This window comes from Haliscomenobacter sp., assembly GCF_041740695.1.
Taxonomy (GTDB): Bacteria; Bacteroidota; Bacteroidia; order Chitinophagales; family Saprospiraceae; genus Haliscomenobacter.
In genome coordinates, this window is the sequence record NZ_JBGSLK010000085.1 from 56,067 (window position 1) to 73,418 (window position 17,352).

Sequence of the window (17,352 nt, forward strand, 5' to 3'; positions counted from 1 at the left end):
AAGATCCTGGTGGGCGGAATAGAATGATCAAAATATCGCTTATATAAAGGTCAATTTCCTCTAAAATATACCCTATTGCGTATTTGAAGACTATTTTTGAATTGCCTCAAATTTTGCAAGATAGATTTCAATTGTATGTACAGCGTCTACTTCGGATATTCCTTCTGCTTTTAGATGATCCACGATAATTGTGGTAACTTCTTCCAGGGAAAGATCAACCAACAATGCTATTTTTTCAATCGAAAACTCCTGCAATATCCAGAGTTTTTGAGTAAAATCACGCTTTTCACGTTCGATTCCTTGTTCGATTCCTTGTTCGATTCCTTGTTCGATTCCTTGTTCATGGCCTTCCTGCCACCCCTTTTTCAAGGCATCTTTGTAAAAAGCATTTTGAGTAATATCCAAGGTAATTGGCATGGCTTTGACAATTTTTTGTGTTTGCAGATCAAATTTACGAATTTGGCTAAGGATTGTCAACTGATAAATGAATTTTTCCAACTCAGCTTGATTTTGGCAAACTTTTTGGAGGCGTTGCAAAATCAAGCGGATAATACCATCCAATTTGGTTTTGGGAAATTTGCTAAGGATGGCTAAAACGATTTCTTCGGGAAGATCTGATTCAATAAACTGATCTATTGGAATTTGACTAAGCTGAATCAGCTTATACCCTGAATATTGGAGATTTTTGGGCAAATTAGTAGCCATTTTTGTTTTACCCTTTGCAAGATAAACCACAAAATGCCGAATTTCTAACTTGTACTGCCGTTGTGAAAATCCATGATATTCACCGACCCGAAAGACCATTTCAGCTTCTGCCTCAGTCTGGAATTCGATGTGGAGTATGAAGTGATCTCCTTTTGCATCCAAAACCTCCATCAGAAAATCGACATTGCGGTTAATTGTTGTATTGATTTCCTCTGGAAGTGGTCTTGCAGCCACAATTTCAATATTTTCACGTTTCGCTATTATGGGCAATAAAATTGACCTAAAATTCTCTTTCAGTATTTTATCATAGGCTTTGGCCTCTTTGTTCGATTGGTCAGGGGAGGGCTCCATTGGTGTTATTTAGGGGTAAAAATAGAGGGTTTTCAATTAAAAAACAAATTATTGTTATTTTTTTTTAGCAAAACAAAAAAAGAAAACGAATCTCACCTCACCCCATACACACCTCCCCTCTTCGTCTGAAAGTCCACCACAAAGCCTTCATTTACAATTATTTCCCCCACTGTCCCAGGCTCCTTTACCACCGCTTTTCCCGGCGCAACCACTCCAAACAGCTGATTCCCATTCTCCCCGTTCGCCTGTACGATTTGTACATTTTGCACCCCTATCTGTGTATTTGTCCGCAACCTACAATTTCCCCCCAAAGTCGAGCGGATTGTCGCTTGCAGCAGCACCCCATCCTTCCATTCCATATCCACCTCAAAGCCGCCCCGGGCTCGTAAACCCTTTACTTTCCCGGTATGCCAGGCCTTCGGCAAGGCGGGCAACAAGTGAATTTCACCCGCATGACTCTGCAGCAATAGCTCCGCAATTCCTGCAGTAGCCCCAAAATTTCCATCGATTTGAAAAGGAGGATGCGCGTCAAAGAGGTTCGGATACGTGCCACCGCCCTGCATGGTGGTAACATTGGTACGCACCAGTTTGAAGAGGTTGGTGATCAGCTTCAATGCATGATCGCCATCGAAGAGCCGGGCCCAGATATTGACTTTCCAACCCATGGACCAACCCGTGGCAAAATCGCCACGCCGTTCCATCACCCGTTTGACTGCTGCCATCAATTCCGGCGAACTTTGTTGGATGATTTGATTGCTGGGGTGAATGGCGTAGAGGTGAGAGATGTGGCGATGCTGTACATCTCCATCTTCAAAATCTTCAGACCACTCTTGCAATTGGCCATATTTGCCGATTTGGTAAGGCAAAAGTTGGCTAATTTGTTGCCGCACGGAATCCACCATGGGGTCTTTCAATTGCAACAATTGCGCCGCTTCGAGGTAGCGGGCAAAGGCTTCCCGTACAATCGCCATATCCATCGTGGGGCCTGGGCTGAAGGTGGATTGTTTGTTGTCTTCGTACACAAAGTTTTGCTCGGGCGAATGACCGACTGGAGTAAGCAGGTAACCTTCGTCGTTTTTGACCAGCCAGCCCTGATAAAACTCCACCACCCCTTTGAGCAGCGGAAACACCTCGTTTTTCAAAAATTGCTGGTCTCCACTGAACAGGTAATGCTCCCACAAATGACTCGTCAACCAGCCGCCGCCCATCGGCCAAAAGGAACAGGCACAGTTGTCCACGGGTTCGGCATGTCGCCAGATGTCCATGTTGTGGTGGGCCACCCAGCCGGAATTGCCGTACATGTTGCGGGCCGTTTCGCGACCATTGATGGATAGTTCCTTGATGGCGCGAAAAAAAGGCTCCTGGCATTCGGCGAGATTGGTGATCTCGGCGGGCCAATAGTTCATTTGGGCATTGATGTTAATGGTATAGGCACCATTCCAGGGAGGAGTTAGTTGGTCATTCCAGATGCCCTGCAGGTTGAGTGGTTGCCCACCGGGCCGAGAACCGGCAATCATCAGGTAACGCCCGTATTGAAAGTAGAGTGCTGCAAAATTAGGGTCTTGCCCATTTGCAAACAATTCCACCCGCCGATCAGTGGACAACTTGGATTGCTCCGTTTCCGCTGCGAGACTGAGCTCGACCCGTTTGAACAAATTTTGATAATCCAACAAATGCCGCTGGTACAAATTGGCGTAAGACCTTGGTTCAATGGCTTTAAAATAGCCATCCAGCAACACAGCGGGGTTCTTGCCTTCCGTAGCCGGGCTTTTGTCGAATCCATTGTAACTGGTCGCTGCACTCAGGACTATGGTCAATTCACTGACATTTTGCACCTGTATTTTTTCACCTTGCTGGCTAATGATACCGCCCGTATGGAGCACTTTTAGGCGGGTTTCAAAAGCCATACCCAGGCCATTGGCTTGTTCCTGGTACAAAAAATTGGCAGCCTGGGGCTTGCGCACTCCACTTTTTTCATACAACTCGGGGTACTTGTGCTGATCGCCCAATTTTTCCACCAGATCAAAATTGCGACGCAGGGCAAAACCTGGGGCACGGCCCAACAGGCGCAACACATTACCAGTACCTCGTTGCTGAGCAATAGCCTGATGTGGCGTAGAAAGTTGAATCGTACAATTGATTTTTTCGGGACCATTTGCATTGATTTTCAGCACTGTAATATGATCAGGATAACTGGCGAAATAGCTGCGACGGTAGGTGGTCGTGCCTATTTTATATTCAGTGTGAGCAGTGGCAGTGTTCAGGTCCAGGCTACGCCGGTAGTCCTTGATTTGGCTTGAGTCGTGCGCAAAATCCAGCCACAAATCGCTCATCGGTTGGTACATCTGGTGATTGCGGCCCAGCCATTCTTTGGTGATGATGGCTTGTGCTTCCTGGTATTTTTTGGCCTTGAGCAACTCCATCACCTGTGGGTAAGCCCGACGTACATTGATGTTGGAAAAAGTGCCATTGGGGTCGCCAGAATAGAGGGTGCCTTCGTTGAGTTGCACATGCTCCCGGATGGGATCGCCGTAAACCATAGCACCCATGAAGCCATTGCCAAGTGGGAGGGCCTCGGTCCAGACTTTGGCAGGCTGCTCGTACCACAATTGCAGGGCATTGGTTTGCGCTGAAAGGCCAACCGGGATCAACAAGGCCCAGAGCTGAATACGCAGGATGTTTTTCATTTCTTCACCAGACTAAGTTGCAGTTGTTGTTCAAATTTGGCCAGCTGTTGTTGCAGGTTGTGGGTCAATTTAAGTTTCAATTTTTCCTCTTCGATGAAACTGAATTTGATGCTATTCAGGATGTACTGTTTGATTTCAGCATAAGAGAGGTTCTTGTAGCGGTTGGCCAGCAGCACGAATTGCTCGGTGAGGTTGCTGCGCAAAATACCCGCGTCGTCGGTCGAAATGACGATGGGCACTTTGGCTGAGCGGTACAAGGAGATTGGGTGGCGATCATCTTTTACCTTGAGAATGTATTCGTTGCTGGTCAGGTTGATTTCCACGGCCACTTGTTGGGTTTGCATCAGTTTCAAGAGGTCGAAAACCTTGTTTTCGTAGGCCAGATCTACACCGTGCCCAATTCGGTGAGCCCCAGCTTCGCGTACCGCCGCATTGATGTGCCAGTTCAATTCTTCAGGTTTCACCAGGCCCAGGGTCAATTCTCCGGCGTGCATTGAAAATTTCACCGTGGGGAATTGTTTTTTGCACCATTTGAATAGTTGCATGTGCAGCCAATAGTTGCGCATGGAATTGGCATTGTCTTCAGGCGCTACAATGTTGACGCCCACAATCAGGTTACTGCGCTCTGCCGACATAAAGGCAGCTACTGAATTGCCAAACACGGCAAGCTGGTCTTCAAGTACCCGGATGACAAAACTTTGAAAACGCATGGTAAAAGTGCTGTCGTCGAGCATCAGCTCCCGGTGGGTCTTTTCGATGTTTTGGGCGTAATCGAGCACTTTGGCCTCGATGCCTTTTTTCAAAAATTGAGCATATAAGGTGTCCAACACACGAGCAAGGCCAACGCTGTTTCTTTGTCGTTGCAAGGAGTCCAGCACTGCCGCATAACCTTTCAGGTCAGATAAATCCAGTCCATGTTTGGCCGAGCGATACATACATTCGATGTACTGGACATTTTCTGCTTTGGCGCGTTGTTTGAGTTCAAGCAAGCCCTCCCGCAAGAGGCCTTTGCTGGGTAAATCAAATTTATCAAAGGCATCAAAGAAGTGTTTGTCGCTGGCTTCGTCGCCTTCGAAATAGTCTTTGATGGACCAAAAACGCAAAAGTTGGTAACGCAAGGCATCGAGACCTCCAGCGGCTTTGACTTCGCTGAATCGTTTGATGTCTTCGTTGGGAGTGGGTGCTTTGTCGTAGAGGGCCAAGGTTCGGAGGTTCACCCAAAAATCCGCTTTGAGGGCGTAATCAAAATAACTTTCGGCGTAAATGGAGCCGGAGAAGTGGTTGTGCAGGTCGCCACCTTTGGGCATTTGTTGGAAAAAGGCGGTGAGCAGCGCGCGGTTGTCGCGGATGGAATTGAGGTAATCGGAAATGTATTTTTCAGCGCTGACTTGGCTAGATAAAGTAATACTAGGTAAAATGAGTAGCGCCAGTAATAGCCAGGTAAAAGTGTATTTGAGCATGTTTTAGGTGTTTATGCTTAGGTGAATCTTAACGTCAATCTAGCCGAACCATTTCCCCTGTCCGCACGGATTCATCACAAGCGAAGGCAACTTTCAAACTATTCACTGCATCCGCCAAATGATCGGTCAAATCCAGATTCTCCTGAATCGCTTTCAAAAAATAACGCTGCTCCCGATTGCATAGCTCCTGGTGATCCGGCTCGTCCTGCAAGTCAATCCATTCATCTGGCCGGGTGAACTCATTGCTCGCGTCGATGTCGGCATGGTGCCAACGCAAGGATTCCGTTTTGGTATGTGAATCCACATTATCCGATTTGCCCGCTGCACCCGCGTCTTTGGCTAAGATGGACACACAACCTTTGGGGCCAATCACGTCTTTTACAAAAAAGGCCGTTTCACTCATCATCGGGCCCCAACCCGCTTCGTACCAGCCAACTGAGCCGTCTTCAAAATGAATTTGTAATTGACCGTAGTTGTAATTGGTCGCTGGAATATCGTTGGTCATTCGAGCGCCAATGGCACTTACCCGCACGGGTTTAGAGCGCGTCATTTGGCACATCACGTCAATGTAGTGCACTCCGCAGTCGACAATTGGGCTCAAACTTTTCATCAAATTGCGGTGCACATCCCACATGTAGCCGTGGCTTTGTTGGTTGAGGTTCATGCGCATGACCAGGGGTTTGCCAAGCTCCTGGGCAATTTCCACAAATTTGGCCCAAGAAGGGTGATGCCGCAAAATATAGCCCACCACCACTTTTTTATCCGCTTTTTGCGCCGCTACCACTACCCTTTCAGCACCTTCCACGGTATCCGCAATGGGTTTTTCGATGAACACATGGCAACCCGCTTCCAAGGCCTGGATACAAAACTGCTCGTGAGTATCGGGATAAGTGGAGATACAAACTGCATCGGGTTGGGTTTCGGCCAATGCCTGGGTATAATCTGAATACAGAGGGAAGCCACCACCCAGTTTTTCATTAAGAACTTCTTTACTTTTGCCCGTTGACACGATGCCACAAATCTCAAAACCGTCGAGTAGCTGATAAGCAAGGGCATGAGAAGCACCCATGTTGCCGCAGCCTACGACGAGTACTTTGATGGAAGTATTGTTCATTGATCCGATGTGTTATTTTGGGGGTAAAAATATTCTTCTGCTTCCAGAAAAAGAGTTATTCATCAAAAAAAATGATGTCCCATTTGGTAATCCAGGCTTTGTCGTAGGTGGGGTAACGGTCAATTTCATCACCACCACCGTGCCAGCGCGGATCTTCATTCTGCGACATCCAGATGTCCAACTTCAATTGCAGGTTTTTTTTGAGTCGCTCGTATTTGGGATATTGAGCTAGATTATTGACGTTGAAAGGATCGGCCTTGACGTCGTACAATTCCTCTCTCGGACGTTTGTCAAATCCAATTTGAAAAAAAGTACGCACATTGTCCTCCATGGCGTGGTCCATCATGTAGGCTTTGGTCGGTCCGCCGTCTACATCGCCGTATTCGGAAGGTGTGCCGGGGATAGTGGGATCACCTGCGGGCATGCGTTGGGGGCGGAGGTTGAGGATGTAGAGGTATTCCTTGGTCCGAATGGCCCGCATGGGATAACCAGGATAACCCAGCTCGTTTTTCCGACACAGGCAGTGCCGTTCTCTTTCCAAAAACACCTCCTCCCGATGCTGTTGCTTTTTGCCTTTTAAAACAGGCACCAAACTGATGCCATCCAAGTCTTTTGGAAGAGCCACCCCAGCCACCTCCAAAAACGTAGGCATCAAATCGATGAGGTTGACAAAGGTTTCCGAGCGGCGGTTTCGTTTGAATTTTTTGGGAAAACTGATCAAAAGTGGTACCCGGGTACCATAATCGTACAAATTCGCTTTGGCCCGAGGAAAAGGCATGCCATTGTCCCCGGTCACCACAATCATGGTATTCTCCAATAGACCTTCATCTTCCAGTTTTTTCAATAAAGCCCCAATTTCCCGGTCTACCCGTTTTATTTCGGCATAATAGTCGGCCAGGTCTCCGCGCACATCGGGTAAGTCGGGCAAAAATTTTGGCACGGTCAATTTTGTAGAATCAATGCCCACTTTTCGGCCATGTCCACGGGTGTAAGGGCGGTGCGGATCATTGGTGCCCCACCAGAAGCAAAAGGGCTTTTTGTTGCCAAGGCTATCCAGAAAAGCGCCAAATTCCTGCCGATGTCCCGCTGGATTCTCACGGTAACCCATTTTTTCAAACTTGCCGGGTGCCCAACCTTTGCGCTCAAAGGCAACTGCATAACCGTTTTGTTGCAACAATTTGACGTAGGTCGTTTCGGCGGTGTCCAGTTTGCCCACCAGGTTTACCCCTTCGCCCAATTTATGGGGGTATTTCCCTGTCAAAATAGCTGAGCGAGAAGGGGTACAAGATGGGGTAGCACAAAAGGCATGAGTGAAGACCATCCCCATCGTTGCCAATCGTTCCAGGTTGGGGGTGTGTATCGGGGAATTTTCGTAGATGCTGGCAAAGGGATAACTCCAGTCGTCGGCTAAAATGAAAAGGATGTTGGGCTTCGCTGCTGGATCGACTGTAGGTTTGCAGGCAGAAATCAAACCCAGAACCAGCAATAAAAACAAAGATGAACCCGGCTTGCTTTTATATTCCATGGAAACACTGTTTTGATTTGGTTATTTTGGGAAAAAACAAATACTCAGATTAAAATTATTCATTCAGTAAAAAATAAACGATGCGACAAGCGGTTCCATTGCTGTTGGCATTTTTATCTGCACTAATTTTCAAGCTCAAGGTATGTTTTCCGGGCTTCAAATCCGCTCCCAGCATTAGGTACCAAGGCAAGTGTAGCTGCCCACTCCAACGAGTGTACAAATCCAACTTGGCATACGGTTTTCCATCAATGGCGTACTCCAAAATTCCCGCATCTCCGCCCGAAACGATGGCAATCCCAATGGCGGTTCCATTAAAAGGCAAGTTGAACTGGCTACCGGGTGTAGTAGCAATCAACATAGGCCGTTTGACAAAACCATCGCGGGTAGGCAGGCCATCCGTGGGTGTCCAATTGGGGTCAATCTTCCAGTTGTTGTCCAGTTGGGCATTTTCAATCCCCAGGTATTTCCCTTTATCAAAACTGCTTTTATTTAGAGCAGGTGGAAAGGAGTTTGCAGCCATTTGTGGTGCTTGAAAACAAGTCGTAAATAAACTTTTGATCGCCGAATAATACAACTCCTGACCAAAGGGCGAAGGGTGTAAGTCTTTAAAATCATCCGCCCAGGTGAATTCTTTGGCTGCAATTTTATCCCGCACCAATTTCGATAAGTTGATGGAAGGCAACATGTAGTGCTCGGCCAATTTTTCCTGATTTTTTACCTCCAGTGGTATTTTCCCCTGCTCGTATTGCTGAATGTTGATGGGATCGGCAAAAGCCATCATCACGATGTCCATTTGGGGGTTGCTGCGTTTGGCATGGCGAATGATGCCTTCCAATGCACGAATTTGGGTCACACTATCCGTGCCGTTGCCCCGGTCATTCACGGCAGCTTCTACAAAAAGCAGGTCAACCTCGCCTTTGTCCAGAATGTCCTGCTGCATCCGAAAAGCGTGTGGCACACTGCCAAGCGAAGGAATGCCAGCTGCGATAAAAGTGAACTGCACATCGGGGAAACGTTCCTGCAAATAGGTTGAAGTTTTATCCCTCCAGCCCTTGTTGAAGGTAATCGAGCCACCCAAAAAAGCTACGGTCGCCTTTTTGTCCCGCTTAATAACCCTTTGAACATTCGCCAAAGCATTGCGGGGCTGGAAATAATCCCGATTGGGCAGCGGCTTTTTGACTGGATACGAGTTGGCGACAATAAAATCGCCCCACTCCGCCGCTCGCTGGATGGGGTAATGGTGACCTTCCAGCGTTTGGGGGCCAGCAGTTACGGGGTAGATGGTCGCTGGGCCACCCAATGCAGTGTATTTTTGTACCAATGGATAAGTGTTTTCATCCGAGGGCACAATTTTGTCGGTGTTGGAAATAACGTGCAAAATGGGCACTTTGAATGAGGCCAGACCTTCCAAGTTGTCGAGGGGATTGTCTTTAAATGCCAGGGCTTCGGCTTCGGTCAGCTTCAGGACTTGTAACAATTGCGCCCAACTTTTGGCATCACCGGGTCCTTTTCCTTTGCCTCCAGGCCAACTTTTGATGTCACAAACGGGCCCTTCAGCGTAGATGCAACTCACCTTATCCGGGTTGCGTTTGGCCCAGGCGTAGGCGTAAAGACCACCTCGGCTGACGGCTTCCAGGGCAACTTTGGGGGCAAAATCCATTTTGTCGACCAAATGAGCATACACCCGATCCCAAGCCTGCATCGCCGCCGGGCTGCCGTATTGATCATCTACCTGCACAAAGACTACAAGAAATCCTCGAGCCAGCAATAAACTGTCCATTTCAGTGTGCCAATCGGGAAAGGAAGCCCGCCAAACCCAGGGATTACCCGCCAGTGCCTGTTTGGGTTTGACGTAATAAGCCCGCTGTTGATCCAATTGAAAATGCACCCGTTCGAATCCTTTCCAGCGATCAGTTTGGGTGACTTTCTGCAAATCAAAGAGGCTTTCGGGCTGAATTTGTGCGTAAACGATTTTGGCGTAGCCGTCCTTTTCGTACAAGACCCCAATGTTTTGATCTTGCTGAATCACCAGATCAGAATAAGCCGCAGCGCCCGCGTAAATGGTTTTGCCTTTGTGCCAGCTTTGCCCTTCGTCGGTGCTGATCTTTAAGACCAGATTCTCGCGTTTGTTCTGCTGTTCCAGGTTGCTGAAAAGCAGCCATTTTTGCCCGGATTTAGTGGTGTAGTTGAGCATACTGCCTTCACAAACGGGGTCGTGTAATTGTCGCTCCACATAGACCGAATCCCATTTCACACCACCACTTTTGCTGCTGGCCATGATGCGGTGTTTGGTATCGCCGGATTGGTTGCGGCAGTTTAGCAAAATTCCACCATTCGACAATTCCGCAGCGGTACTTTCATTGCTGCCTGCGTAGGCGACATCGGGGGTGAGTTTCCAGGTTTTGCCGTGGTCATCGGAGTAAAAGGCGTGGGCCCAATAATCTTTACCCTGGTCTTGGGGTGGGCCAGCCGAATGATTGGCCGCCACAAAAATCCGACCACGGTAAGGGCCAGTATTCAATTGTAGGGCATGTCCGGGGGTATTGGCGTAATGCCGCCAGTCTTCTTTAAAATTGTAGGCAGAATTGATCTGTGGCTGTTTCGGTTTGGACACAAAGCGGGTGATGTTGACGGGTGTTGACCAGGTTTGGCCTGCATCCGTGCTGGTTTTGTACCACACGTCGCGCATGGCTTTTCCTTCACGCACTTCGGCTTCGGAACCCGTCCCGGTATTGTAGAACAAAAACAGGCGCCCCTGGGGAAATCGTTTGTCGCTCAGGTCAAAAACGGGGGCTGGGTTTCCAGCTTGCAGGTTGCCATTTTCGACTACGGTTTGAAAGCCAGTCCAGGTTTGGCCATTGTCGCTACTCCTCTTGAGCACGATGCGAACATCGCCATGGTCACTGCAAGAGTTACGGCGGGCTTCGGCAAAAGCGAGCAAATCGCCCTTGGGTGCTTTGACGATGGCGGGAATGCGGTAACATTTGTAGCCTTCGTCACCATTTTGGAAGACGGTGGTTTCGGAAGTCGTTTGGCCGCACAGCCACTGCGTCAACAGGCAACAGTATACTATAATCAAGTACCTCATTTCTTAGGTGGATTAAGGACGTTTACCAGAGTTTTGCCCAAACGTTGATACCCTTCTGCGTTGGGATGTAGTCCATCTGAAAAGAGTTTTTCATCAATTTTGCCGGTAGGCTGCAAAAGTACAGTGCCGATATTGCCATAATTCACCCCCTGGTTTTTGGTCATCTGCTGAATCTTGGTATTCAATTGCAGAACCCGGGCTTCTCGCTCCCGGCGGGGATAAAGCCCGAGCACATAAATTTTCGCCTTCGGCTGGCGGACTTTGATGGCTTCCAACAAAAAGGCCAAACCCGCCACAATTTCTTCATCGGTATTGATCAAAAGGTTGTTGGTACCAATGTTGATCACGATTTTTTCGGGTTGGATGCCGGCCAGTTCATCGTGGTACACCCGCCAAAGTACATTTTCGATGCGATCCCAACCAAAGCCCAGGTTACGGACTTGCAGCGGTTCGAGGTATTTCGCCCAGGAATCGGCTCCTTTGATTCGGTTATTCAGTGGGTTGCCGCCCCAATTGTGGGTAATGGAATTGCCGATGAAGAGGATTTTACCCGGCTCGGTCGTGTGTAAGGTTTTGATGGCATTGTGCCGTTCTTCCCAATTGTAGCTACCTGGTTCCCGGCTATGGCGCACGGGGATTTGGGTACTCAGGCTTCCGCTGGGTTCTTGCATGATCAAACGCAACTTTTTTTCATAGGCCTGGGCTTGTAACATCATGCCGTAGTCGTTGGGGTGGGTGCCGTCCACAGTCGCGTCCAAGTCGAAATTGATTTCATTAAAGGTCAAGGTGTACAAGCCCTTTACCTCTTGAAACCGCAGCTGATCCACCGCAGTTTGTAAACTTTGATTGGCTTCCTGATAAAAAGTTTGGCGGGTAGGCACCATAAAGCCTTCTGAATAACCTGCGTGTTCAGTCAACAGAATGGGGGTCGTGGGATGTTTCGCCCGAATCTTGTTGACCGATTCGACGATGCGTTTTTGCAGCTCTGGTTGGGTAAAACGTTCGGTGGTCATGTTGGGCAAACAATCCAAGACAATTACTTTGGCGTCGATTTCATTGATGAGGTCAATGATTTCAGGTTCCAAGCGACCATTCCCTGAAAAACCCAGGTTAATCACCGGTCGATCCAGCTTGCGCGACAAAATATTGGTCCAGGCCATGCCCGGGCGCGAAGCACAGGCGCCTTGGGCGATGGAAGTACCGTATACCACGATGGGTATCTCCTGCATCAAGGGCAGGGGGGTAAACTTGCTGCCCTCGGCCACCCCGATTTCCAGGCCGGATATGGCTTTGTACAAAGGCAGATACAACCGGAATTCTCGCCCCAATTGGTGGTACTTGTCAGAAGGACTCAGCTTGTCAAAATTGTATTCTACGGTGTCTTTAAAGCTGTACTTACCCGTGCAAAAATGCCAGGTACCGTCGCTGTCGATGGCATACAGGTCAACTCCACTGACGCCCGTGGAGGGCATGTGGGGCATGGCAGGGTTACCGACGATTTGATAGCGCACCTTGATTTGGGCCGCATTGCTAAAAAAGCGCAGGAAAAGTCCGGCAGGCTGCTGGGAGAGATTCCAAACGGGTGGGCGAACCAGGCTTTTGGCTCGGCCAGGCAGGCGCTGGAGGCTATCTTTCAGTTCTGATGGCCAGGCTCGGCCATCGATGACGGGAAAAGGGGTGTCAGCGGGTTTCCACCATTGGAGATTTTGCGCGGATAAATGGGGTAAGAAAAAACCAAAAAGAAGAGTTAGCGAAAAAATGAACGGATAAAGCAGGTTTTTCATTGGTATGATCGTTTGTAGGCTGAAGGCAATTCCTTGCAACGATAAAGAAAAACCCGTAAATTGGCAAAAAAATGATCAACTCATAACTAATGAGCACAGCGCAGTTAAAAACACAAATTCACGACTATCTCGATGCGGTAAAGGATGAGACCTTTTTGAAGGTGGTTCATTCCATGCTGAACACCTATTTACAAGAACAGCAAATTGTGGTCGGATATCGTTCAGATAATCAGCCCATTACTCAAGATGAATTGCTGGAAAATCTCAAAGAAAGCGAAGCTGCTATTGAGCGTGGCGAGTATTTAACGATTGACGAATTGATGGCAGCATCTGAAAAATGGTGAAGATGTATCGAGTAATTGTATCCAACCCTGCCCAAAAACGCTTAAAAGAAATTTATGACTATTTAATTGAGCGTAATTTAGACACAACCGCAAAAAAAGTACGCCGATCTCTGCTTGAAACCACCAAGAGCCTTGAAAAGATGCCTCAACGTCGCTCCATTCTCCCTGGAACAGAAAACTTAAATCCTCCTTATCGTTATGCTAAAAAATGGTCTTACAAGATTATTTTTCGGATTATAGAGCCAAAGAAAGAAGTACGTGTTTTGGATTTTTTCCATGAAAAACAGAATCCTGAAAAATTGAAGAGGTTCAGATAGTGTAACCGAACACCCAAATATTGATCGATAAATATTACATTTTCAACGGATTGAAGTATAAAGATTCCGATTAGCTTCCCCTTTAAAACCTTGGGTTTTTCTGCTAGAAAAAGTAAATTGCACTTCAGTCACCTCAAACCAAAACAACTCTGCTATGAAAAACCTATCCAGATGGGCTAAGACCCATCCCCGTCAAGCCAGGCTTATCCTAGTGCTGGCCCATGTTTGTATTGCATTGGGCGCATTAACCTGTGGTTTTTTGACCTATTTTGCAGACATTGCGCTTCCACCCTGGCTGCCAATCCTTTTAGCCAACTGTTTTTTCATCGCCTACTTTTTTTACCCTAAAAAAGGGGCTACCCAAGGTTGGTTCAAATATTCATATGTCCGGCAAAAATCCCTGGATTTTATCCTGAGCACCAGTTATGCCTTGCTCATTACCGCAGGATTAAATGTATGGTTGTTTTTAAATATTGATGGCGGCAATAACCAAGCTGCGGCGAGTCCCATATTAATCGCCCAACACCTCAAACCTACTGGCCTGGATAAAAAAACAGCCAAAAAGCATAAAATCACGGATCTCAAAGCCTCTTTTCAGGAGCTGAAAACGGCCATCAAAACGTACAAAGCAGAACAAAAAGCTGCGGGCAATAGTGCTGCGGGTGGCGGCAAAGGTTGGTTGATTGCACTGACTGTTTTAGGTGCATTAGTCCTCGGTTATGTCGTAACAGCGCTAGCTTGTGGTGTCGCTTGCTCTGGCTCGGAGGGTTTAGCCTGGGGTATCCTGGCCCTGGGTTGGGGTGGTATCATTTGGCTTTCGATCATTTTGATCAAAAAAATTGCCAGGAAACATGCTGTAGCCGGATAAACAATAATCAAAGATTAGGATGCAATACTTTTTGCATCCTAATCCGCCCCTACTGCTGAAACACATACTGCACCAAATTCGCACCCATTTTCAGCGCGTTGGCCCGTGCCTCAGGCATATCATTGTGTACATCCTGATCTTCCCAGCCGTCGCCCAAATCGCATTCAAAGGAATAGAAACAAATCAGTCGTCCCTGCCAAGTCAGGCCGTAACCTTGGGCGGGTTTGTCGTCATGTTTGTGGATTTTGGGCAGCCCGCCAGCGAAAGCGTACTTTTGGCGGTAAATTTCGTGGTTAAAAGGCAGTTCGGCGAACTCCAATTCAGGGAACACCTTCTTCATTGCCACCCGAACGAAGGGGTCCATGCCATAATTGTCGTCGATGTGCAAAAAGCCCCCAGCGAGCAGGTATTGCCGCAGGTTTTGCGCCTCCATGTCGGAAAAAACCACGTTGCCGTGCCCAGTCATGTGGAGGAAGGGAAAATTGAACAATTCAGGGCTACCTACTTCCACCGTAGCGTATTCGATATCCAGAGCGGTGCCCAGATTCTGGTTGCAAAAACGCGCCAGATTGGGCAATGCAGTGGGGTTGGCATACCAGTCGCCGCCGCCATTGTACTTCAACAAAGCCAGTTTCATGCCTGCCGGACTAGGGCCAGCTTGATTTGGCGTAAAAAGACTCAACAACATGATCAATAGGAACATAATGGATTATTTAGGGGTGAAAGTTAAAATTTTCCGGCGCTTCGGCTTCGCTCAGCGACCAGAAGATTTTAACTTTTCAACCATTTATCAATTCAATCGTATGGACCGCCACCACTCCCGCCGTTTCAGTGCGTAGGCGGCTTTGTCCTAAACTCACGGGTACAAACTGATGTTGCACCGCTAGTTCTACCTCATCGGGTGCAAAATCACCTTCCGGGCCAATGACCACGATTACATTTTGCCCTGAATTGTAAGTTTGTTGCAACAATTTACCAGGCGGATCGCTGATCCAGGCAATGCATTTTTGCCCGACAAACTTTTCCTGTTCCTGTATAAACGTTTTGAGCGGGGTCAAAGGGTTTAATTTCGGTAAAAAAACTTTGAGCGATTGCTTCATCGCCGAAAGCAGGATTTTTTCCAAACGATCCAGGCGAACTTGGGTACGCTCTGAATTTCGGCAGAGGATGGGCGTGATTTCATCCACGCCAATTTCGGTGGCTTTTTCCAAAAACCATTCCAGCCGATCAATATTTTTGGTTGGTGCGATGGCGAGGTGCAGGTGATAAGGCTTGCGTTGGGTACTTGAAATACGTTCGACCACCCGGGCCAAGGCACGTTTTTTACTCAATTCGACCAATTCAGCTACATACCAATTGCCTTTGCCGTCAACAACTTGAATTTGGTCCTCGCGACTATAACGCAGCACCTGCAGATGTCGAATTTCTTCTTCATCAAACTCCAACACATCTCCAACAATATTCGAAGCAAAAAAAATGTTCATACGCGAAATAAAAGTTAAACGCTCTAGACTAATGAGGACAAGTGCACATGCGCAAAGAGCCTAGTTCGAGAAATTTGGGCATTTCGTCCAAATATACTACTTGCTCCACTGCCTAAATGCTGCACAAGTCTATTTTTTCTTACATTTGCCCAATTAGGGCAAACCTAAGGGTGCCCGACAATGTTAACAACTGCGAAAATAAAATCAAAAAGCAATTATGGGGTATTTGATTATGGCGGGTCAATTATTTTTGAGCCTGTCCATCTTGATAGTGTTGCACGAAATGGGGCATTTTTTTCCAGCACGCTGGTTCAAAACCCGCGTCGAGAAATTCTACCTCTTCTTTGATCCTTGGTTTTCCCTCTTCAAAATAAAAAAAGGTGAGACTGAATATGGCATTGGCTGGTTGCCCTTGGGCGGCTACGTCAAAATTTCTGGCATGATCGACGAAAGTATGGATCGTGAACAGATGGCCGGCCCTCCCCAACCTTGGGAATTTCGTTCCAAACCAGCCTGGCAACGCCTGATCATCATGCTCGGCGGCGTTACAGTCAATTTTATCCTGGGCTTTTTCCTGTACGGTATGGTGCTCTGGACCTGGGGTGAGGTGTATTTGCCTACCCAAAATGCCAAATACGGAATTGCGGTGAGTAGGCTGGGCAAAGACCTAGGTTTGAAAGATGGCGACAACGTTTTGGGAGTCAATGGCAAAACACTGAACGAATTTGGAGACAATCAAGTGCGTCGCGAAATCGTGATCAACAATGCCAAAAATATGGAGATTGAGCGTGAAGGTCAAAAAATGACCTTGCCAATCGATCCCAAGTTTGTACAAATCCTGTCGAGTTACGATAGCAAAGACGAAGGCTTATACACTGTGCGAATGCCTTTCATCATTGGTAAAGTAGCACCGAAAACACCCGCTGAAGGAGCGGGTCTAAAGGTAAAAGACCAAGTGATTGGGGTAAATGGCGAGTCTACGCCCTATTACCACCAGTTTTCCCAAAAGGTTTTGCCGCTAAAAAGTAAAAAGATTGAGCTTACCGTGGTCCGTAGCAAGGATACCCTGAATGTTCCACTGACGACCACAGAAGAAGGTAAAATTGGGGTGCAATCGTTCGAACCTGCTTATTATTTCAAGGTAGAGCGGAAAGAATACAGCCTGGGCCAAGCGCTGCCGATGGGTGTACAAAAAGGGGTCAGCTTTTTGGGCGATCAAGTGAAAGCCTTTGGGCAAATGTTCCGTGGCAAGATCAAAGCTTCCGAAAGTTTGGGCGGGTTTGCCTCTATCGCGACAATGTTTGGCGATGTTTGGGATTGGGAACGTTTCTGGAGGATGACGGCAGTACTGTCACTCATCCTGGCCTTTATGAACCTCCTGCCCATTCCTGCGCTCGACGGTGGACACGTGATGTTCCTACTCTTTGAGATCGTTTCTGGCCGCAAACCTAGCGACAAGTTTATGGAGTACGCCACCATTGTGGGCTTCATCATCGTGATTGGTTTGGTGCTGTTTGCAAATGGTTTGGATATTTTCCGAATATTTAAATAAAGTTGAGATCGTTGAGGGAGGTTGAGAAGGTTGAGGCTACCGCGAGCGACTTAGACGTGTCCTTGTCTAAGTC

At 47.7% G+C, this 17,352-nt stretch carries 13 protein-coding genes; 4 read left to right on the top strand and 9 right to left on the bottom strand.

Annotated elements, in window-relative coordinates:
- Positions 1 to 90: 90 nt before the first annotated feature.
- From ACEW9O_RS17505 to ACEW9O_RS17535, 7 genes are all read right to left on the bottom strand, one after another.
- Complete coding sequence (locus ACEW9O_RS17505) at positions 91 to 1,056, bottom strand: hypothetical protein (protein ID WP_373551480.1); 966 nt, start codon at positions 1,054 to 1,056, stop codon at positions 91 to 93.
- A gap of 92 nt (positions 1,057 to 1,148) precedes the next feature.
- Positions 1,149 to 3,743 (bottom strand): glycoside hydrolase N-terminal domain-containing protein, encoded by a 2,595-nt coding sequence (locus ACEW9O_RS17510; RefSeq protein ID WP_373551481.1) that lies wholly within the window; start codon positions 3,741 to 3,743, stop codon positions 1,149 to 1,151.
- The gene (locus ACEW9O_RS17515) at positions 3,740 to 5,203 is read right to left on the bottom strand and encodes an adenosine deaminase (protein WP_373551482.1); all 1,464 of its coding nucleotides are present in this window, start codon (positions 5,201 to 5,203) and stop codon (positions 3,740 to 3,742) included. Before ACEW9O_RS17515 ends, ACEW9O_RS17510 begins: the two co-directional genes overlap by 4 nt.
- 34 nt (positions 5,204 to 5,237) lie before the next feature.
- Complete coding sequence (locus ACEW9O_RS17520; RefSeq protein ID WP_373551483.1) at positions 5,238 to 6,317, bottom strand: Gfo/Idh/MocA family protein; 1,080 nt, start codon at positions 6,315 to 6,317, stop codon at positions 5,238 to 5,240.
- 55 nt (positions 6,318 to 6,372) lie between these two features.
- Positions 6,373 to 7,842, bottom strand: coding sequence for a sulfatase (locus tag ACEW9O_RS17525; RefSeq protein ID WP_373551484.1), 1,470 nt, complete (start codon positions 7,840 to 7,842; stop codon positions 6,373 to 6,375).
- A gap of 55 nt (positions 7,843 to 7,897) precedes the next feature.
- Positions 7,898 to 10,930 (bottom strand): exo-alpha-sialidase, encoded by a 3,033-nt coding sequence (locus ACEW9O_RS17530; protein WP_373551485.1) that lies wholly within the window; start codon positions 10,928 to 10,930, stop codon positions 7,898 to 7,900.
- Positions 10,927 to 12,714, bottom strand: coding sequence for an SGNH/GDSL hydrolase family protein (locus tag ACEW9O_RS17535; RefSeq protein WP_373551486.1), 1,788 nt, complete (start codon positions 12,712 to 12,714; stop codon positions 10,927 to 10,929). Before ACEW9O_RS17535 ends, ACEW9O_RS17530 begins: the two co-directional genes overlap by 4 nt.
- An 89-nt stretch (positions 12,715 to 12,803) precedes the next feature.
- Between ACEW9O_RS17535 and ACEW9O_RS17540 the strand changes: the two genes are divergently transcribed.
- The 3 genes from ACEW9O_RS17540 to ACEW9O_RS17550 all read left to right on the top strand — a co-directional run bounded on the left by ACEW9O_RS17540 (position 12,804) and on the right by ACEW9O_RS17550 (position 14,243).
- Positions 12,804 to 13,058, top strand: coding sequence for a hypothetical protein (locus tag ACEW9O_RS17540; RefSeq protein ID WP_373551487.1), 255 nt, complete (start codon positions 12,804 to 12,806; stop codon positions 13,056 to 13,058).
- A gap of 2 nt (positions 13,059 to 13,060) precedes the next feature.
- Complete coding sequence (locus ACEW9O_RS17545; RefSeq protein ID WP_373551488.1) at positions 13,061 to 13,375, top strand: type II toxin-antitoxin system RelE/ParE family toxin; 315 nt, start codon at positions 13,061 to 13,063, stop codon at positions 13,373 to 13,375.
- Positions 13,376 to 13,529: 154 nt separating this feature from the next.
- The gene (locus ACEW9O_RS17550; protein WP_373551489.1) at positions 13,530 to 14,243 is read left to right on the top strand and encodes a hypothetical protein; all 714 of its coding nucleotides are present in this window, start codon (positions 13,530 to 13,532) and stop codon (positions 14,241 to 14,243) included.
- 49 nt (positions 14,244 to 14,292) lie between these two features.
- Here the strand turns inward: ACEW9O_RS17550 and ACEW9O_RS17555 are convergent, their stop codons facing one another.
- Complete coding sequence (locus ACEW9O_RS17555) at positions 14,293 to 14,946, bottom strand: DUF4159 domain-containing protein (protein WP_373551490.1); 654 nt, start codon at positions 14,944 to 14,946, stop codon at positions 14,293 to 14,295.
- 76 nt (positions 14,947 to 15,022) lie between these two features.
- On the bottom strand, positions 15,023 to 15,727 hold the full coding sequence (locus ACEW9O_RS17560; RefSeq protein ID WP_373551491.1) for a 16S rRNA (uracil(1498)-N(3))-methyltransferase: 705 nt from the start codon (positions 15,725 to 15,727) through the stop codon (positions 15,023 to 15,025).
- Positions 15,728 to 15,944: 217 nt separating this feature from the next.
- Between ACEW9O_RS17560 and rseP the strand changes: the two genes are divergently transcribed.
- Complete coding sequence (rseP, locus tag ACEW9O_RS17565; protein WP_373551492.1) at positions 15,945 to 17,279, top strand: RIP metalloprotease RseP; 1,335 nt, start codon at positions 15,945 to 15,947, stop codon at positions 17,277 to 17,279.
- Positions 17,280 to 17,352: the final 73 nt, after the last annotated feature.

Excerpts from the sequence above, each read along its gene's own strand:
- ACEW9O_RS17540 (WP_373551487.1), top strand. The coding sequence starts at position 12,804 with ATGAGCACAGCGCAGTTAAAAACACAAATTCACGACTATCTCGATGCG.
- ACEW9O_RS17560 (WP_373551491.1), bottom strand. The coding sequence starts at position 15,727 with ATGAACATTTTTTTTGCTTCGAATATTGTTGGAGATGTGTTGGAGTTT.
- ACEW9O_RS17545 (WP_373551488.1), top strand. The coding sequence starts at position 13,061 with ATGTATCGAGTAATTGTATCCAACCCTGCCCAAAAACGCTTAAAAGAA.
- ACEW9O_RS17525 (WP_373551484.1), bottom strand. The coding sequence starts at position 7,842 with ATGGAATATAAAAGCAAGCCGGGTTCATCTTTGTTTTTATTGCTGGTT.
- ACEW9O_RS17520 (WP_373551483.1), bottom strand. The coding sequence starts at position 6,317 with ATGAACAATACTTCCATCAAAGTACTCGTCGTAGGCTGCGGCAACATG.
- ACEW9O_RS17535 (WP_373551486.1), bottom strand. The coding sequence starts at position 12,714 with ATGAAAAACCTGCTTTATCCGTTCATTTTTTCGCTAACTCTTCTTTTT.
- ACEW9O_RS17515 (WP_373551482.1), bottom strand. The coding sequence starts at position 5,203 with ATGCTCAAATACACTTTTACCTGGCTATTACTGGCGCTACTCATTTTA.
- rseP (WP_373551492.1), top strand. The coding sequence starts at position 15,945 with ATGGGGTATTTGATTATGGCGGGTCAATTATTTTTGAGCCTGTCCATC.
- ACEW9O_RS17555 (WP_373551490.1), bottom strand. The coding sequence starts at position 14,946 with ATGTTCCTATTGATCATGTTGTTGAGTCTTTTTACGCCAAATCAAGCT.
- ACEW9O_RS17510 (WP_373551481.1), bottom strand. The coding sequence starts at position 3,743 with ATGAAAAACATCCTGCGTATTCAGCTCTGGGCCTTGTTGATCCCGGTT.
- ACEW9O_RS17530 (WP_373551485.1), bottom strand. The coding sequence starts at position 10,930 with ATGAGGTACTTGATTATAGTATACTGTTGCCTGTTGACGCAGTGGCTG.
- ACEW9O_RS17550 (WP_373551489.1), top strand. The coding sequence starts at position 13,530 with ATGAAAAACCTATCCAGATGGGCTAAGACCCATCCCCGTCAAGCCAGG.
- ACEW9O_RS17505 (WP_373551480.1), bottom strand. The coding sequence starts at position 1,056 with ATGGAGCCCTCCCCTGACCAATCGAACAAAGAGGCCAAAGCCTATGAT.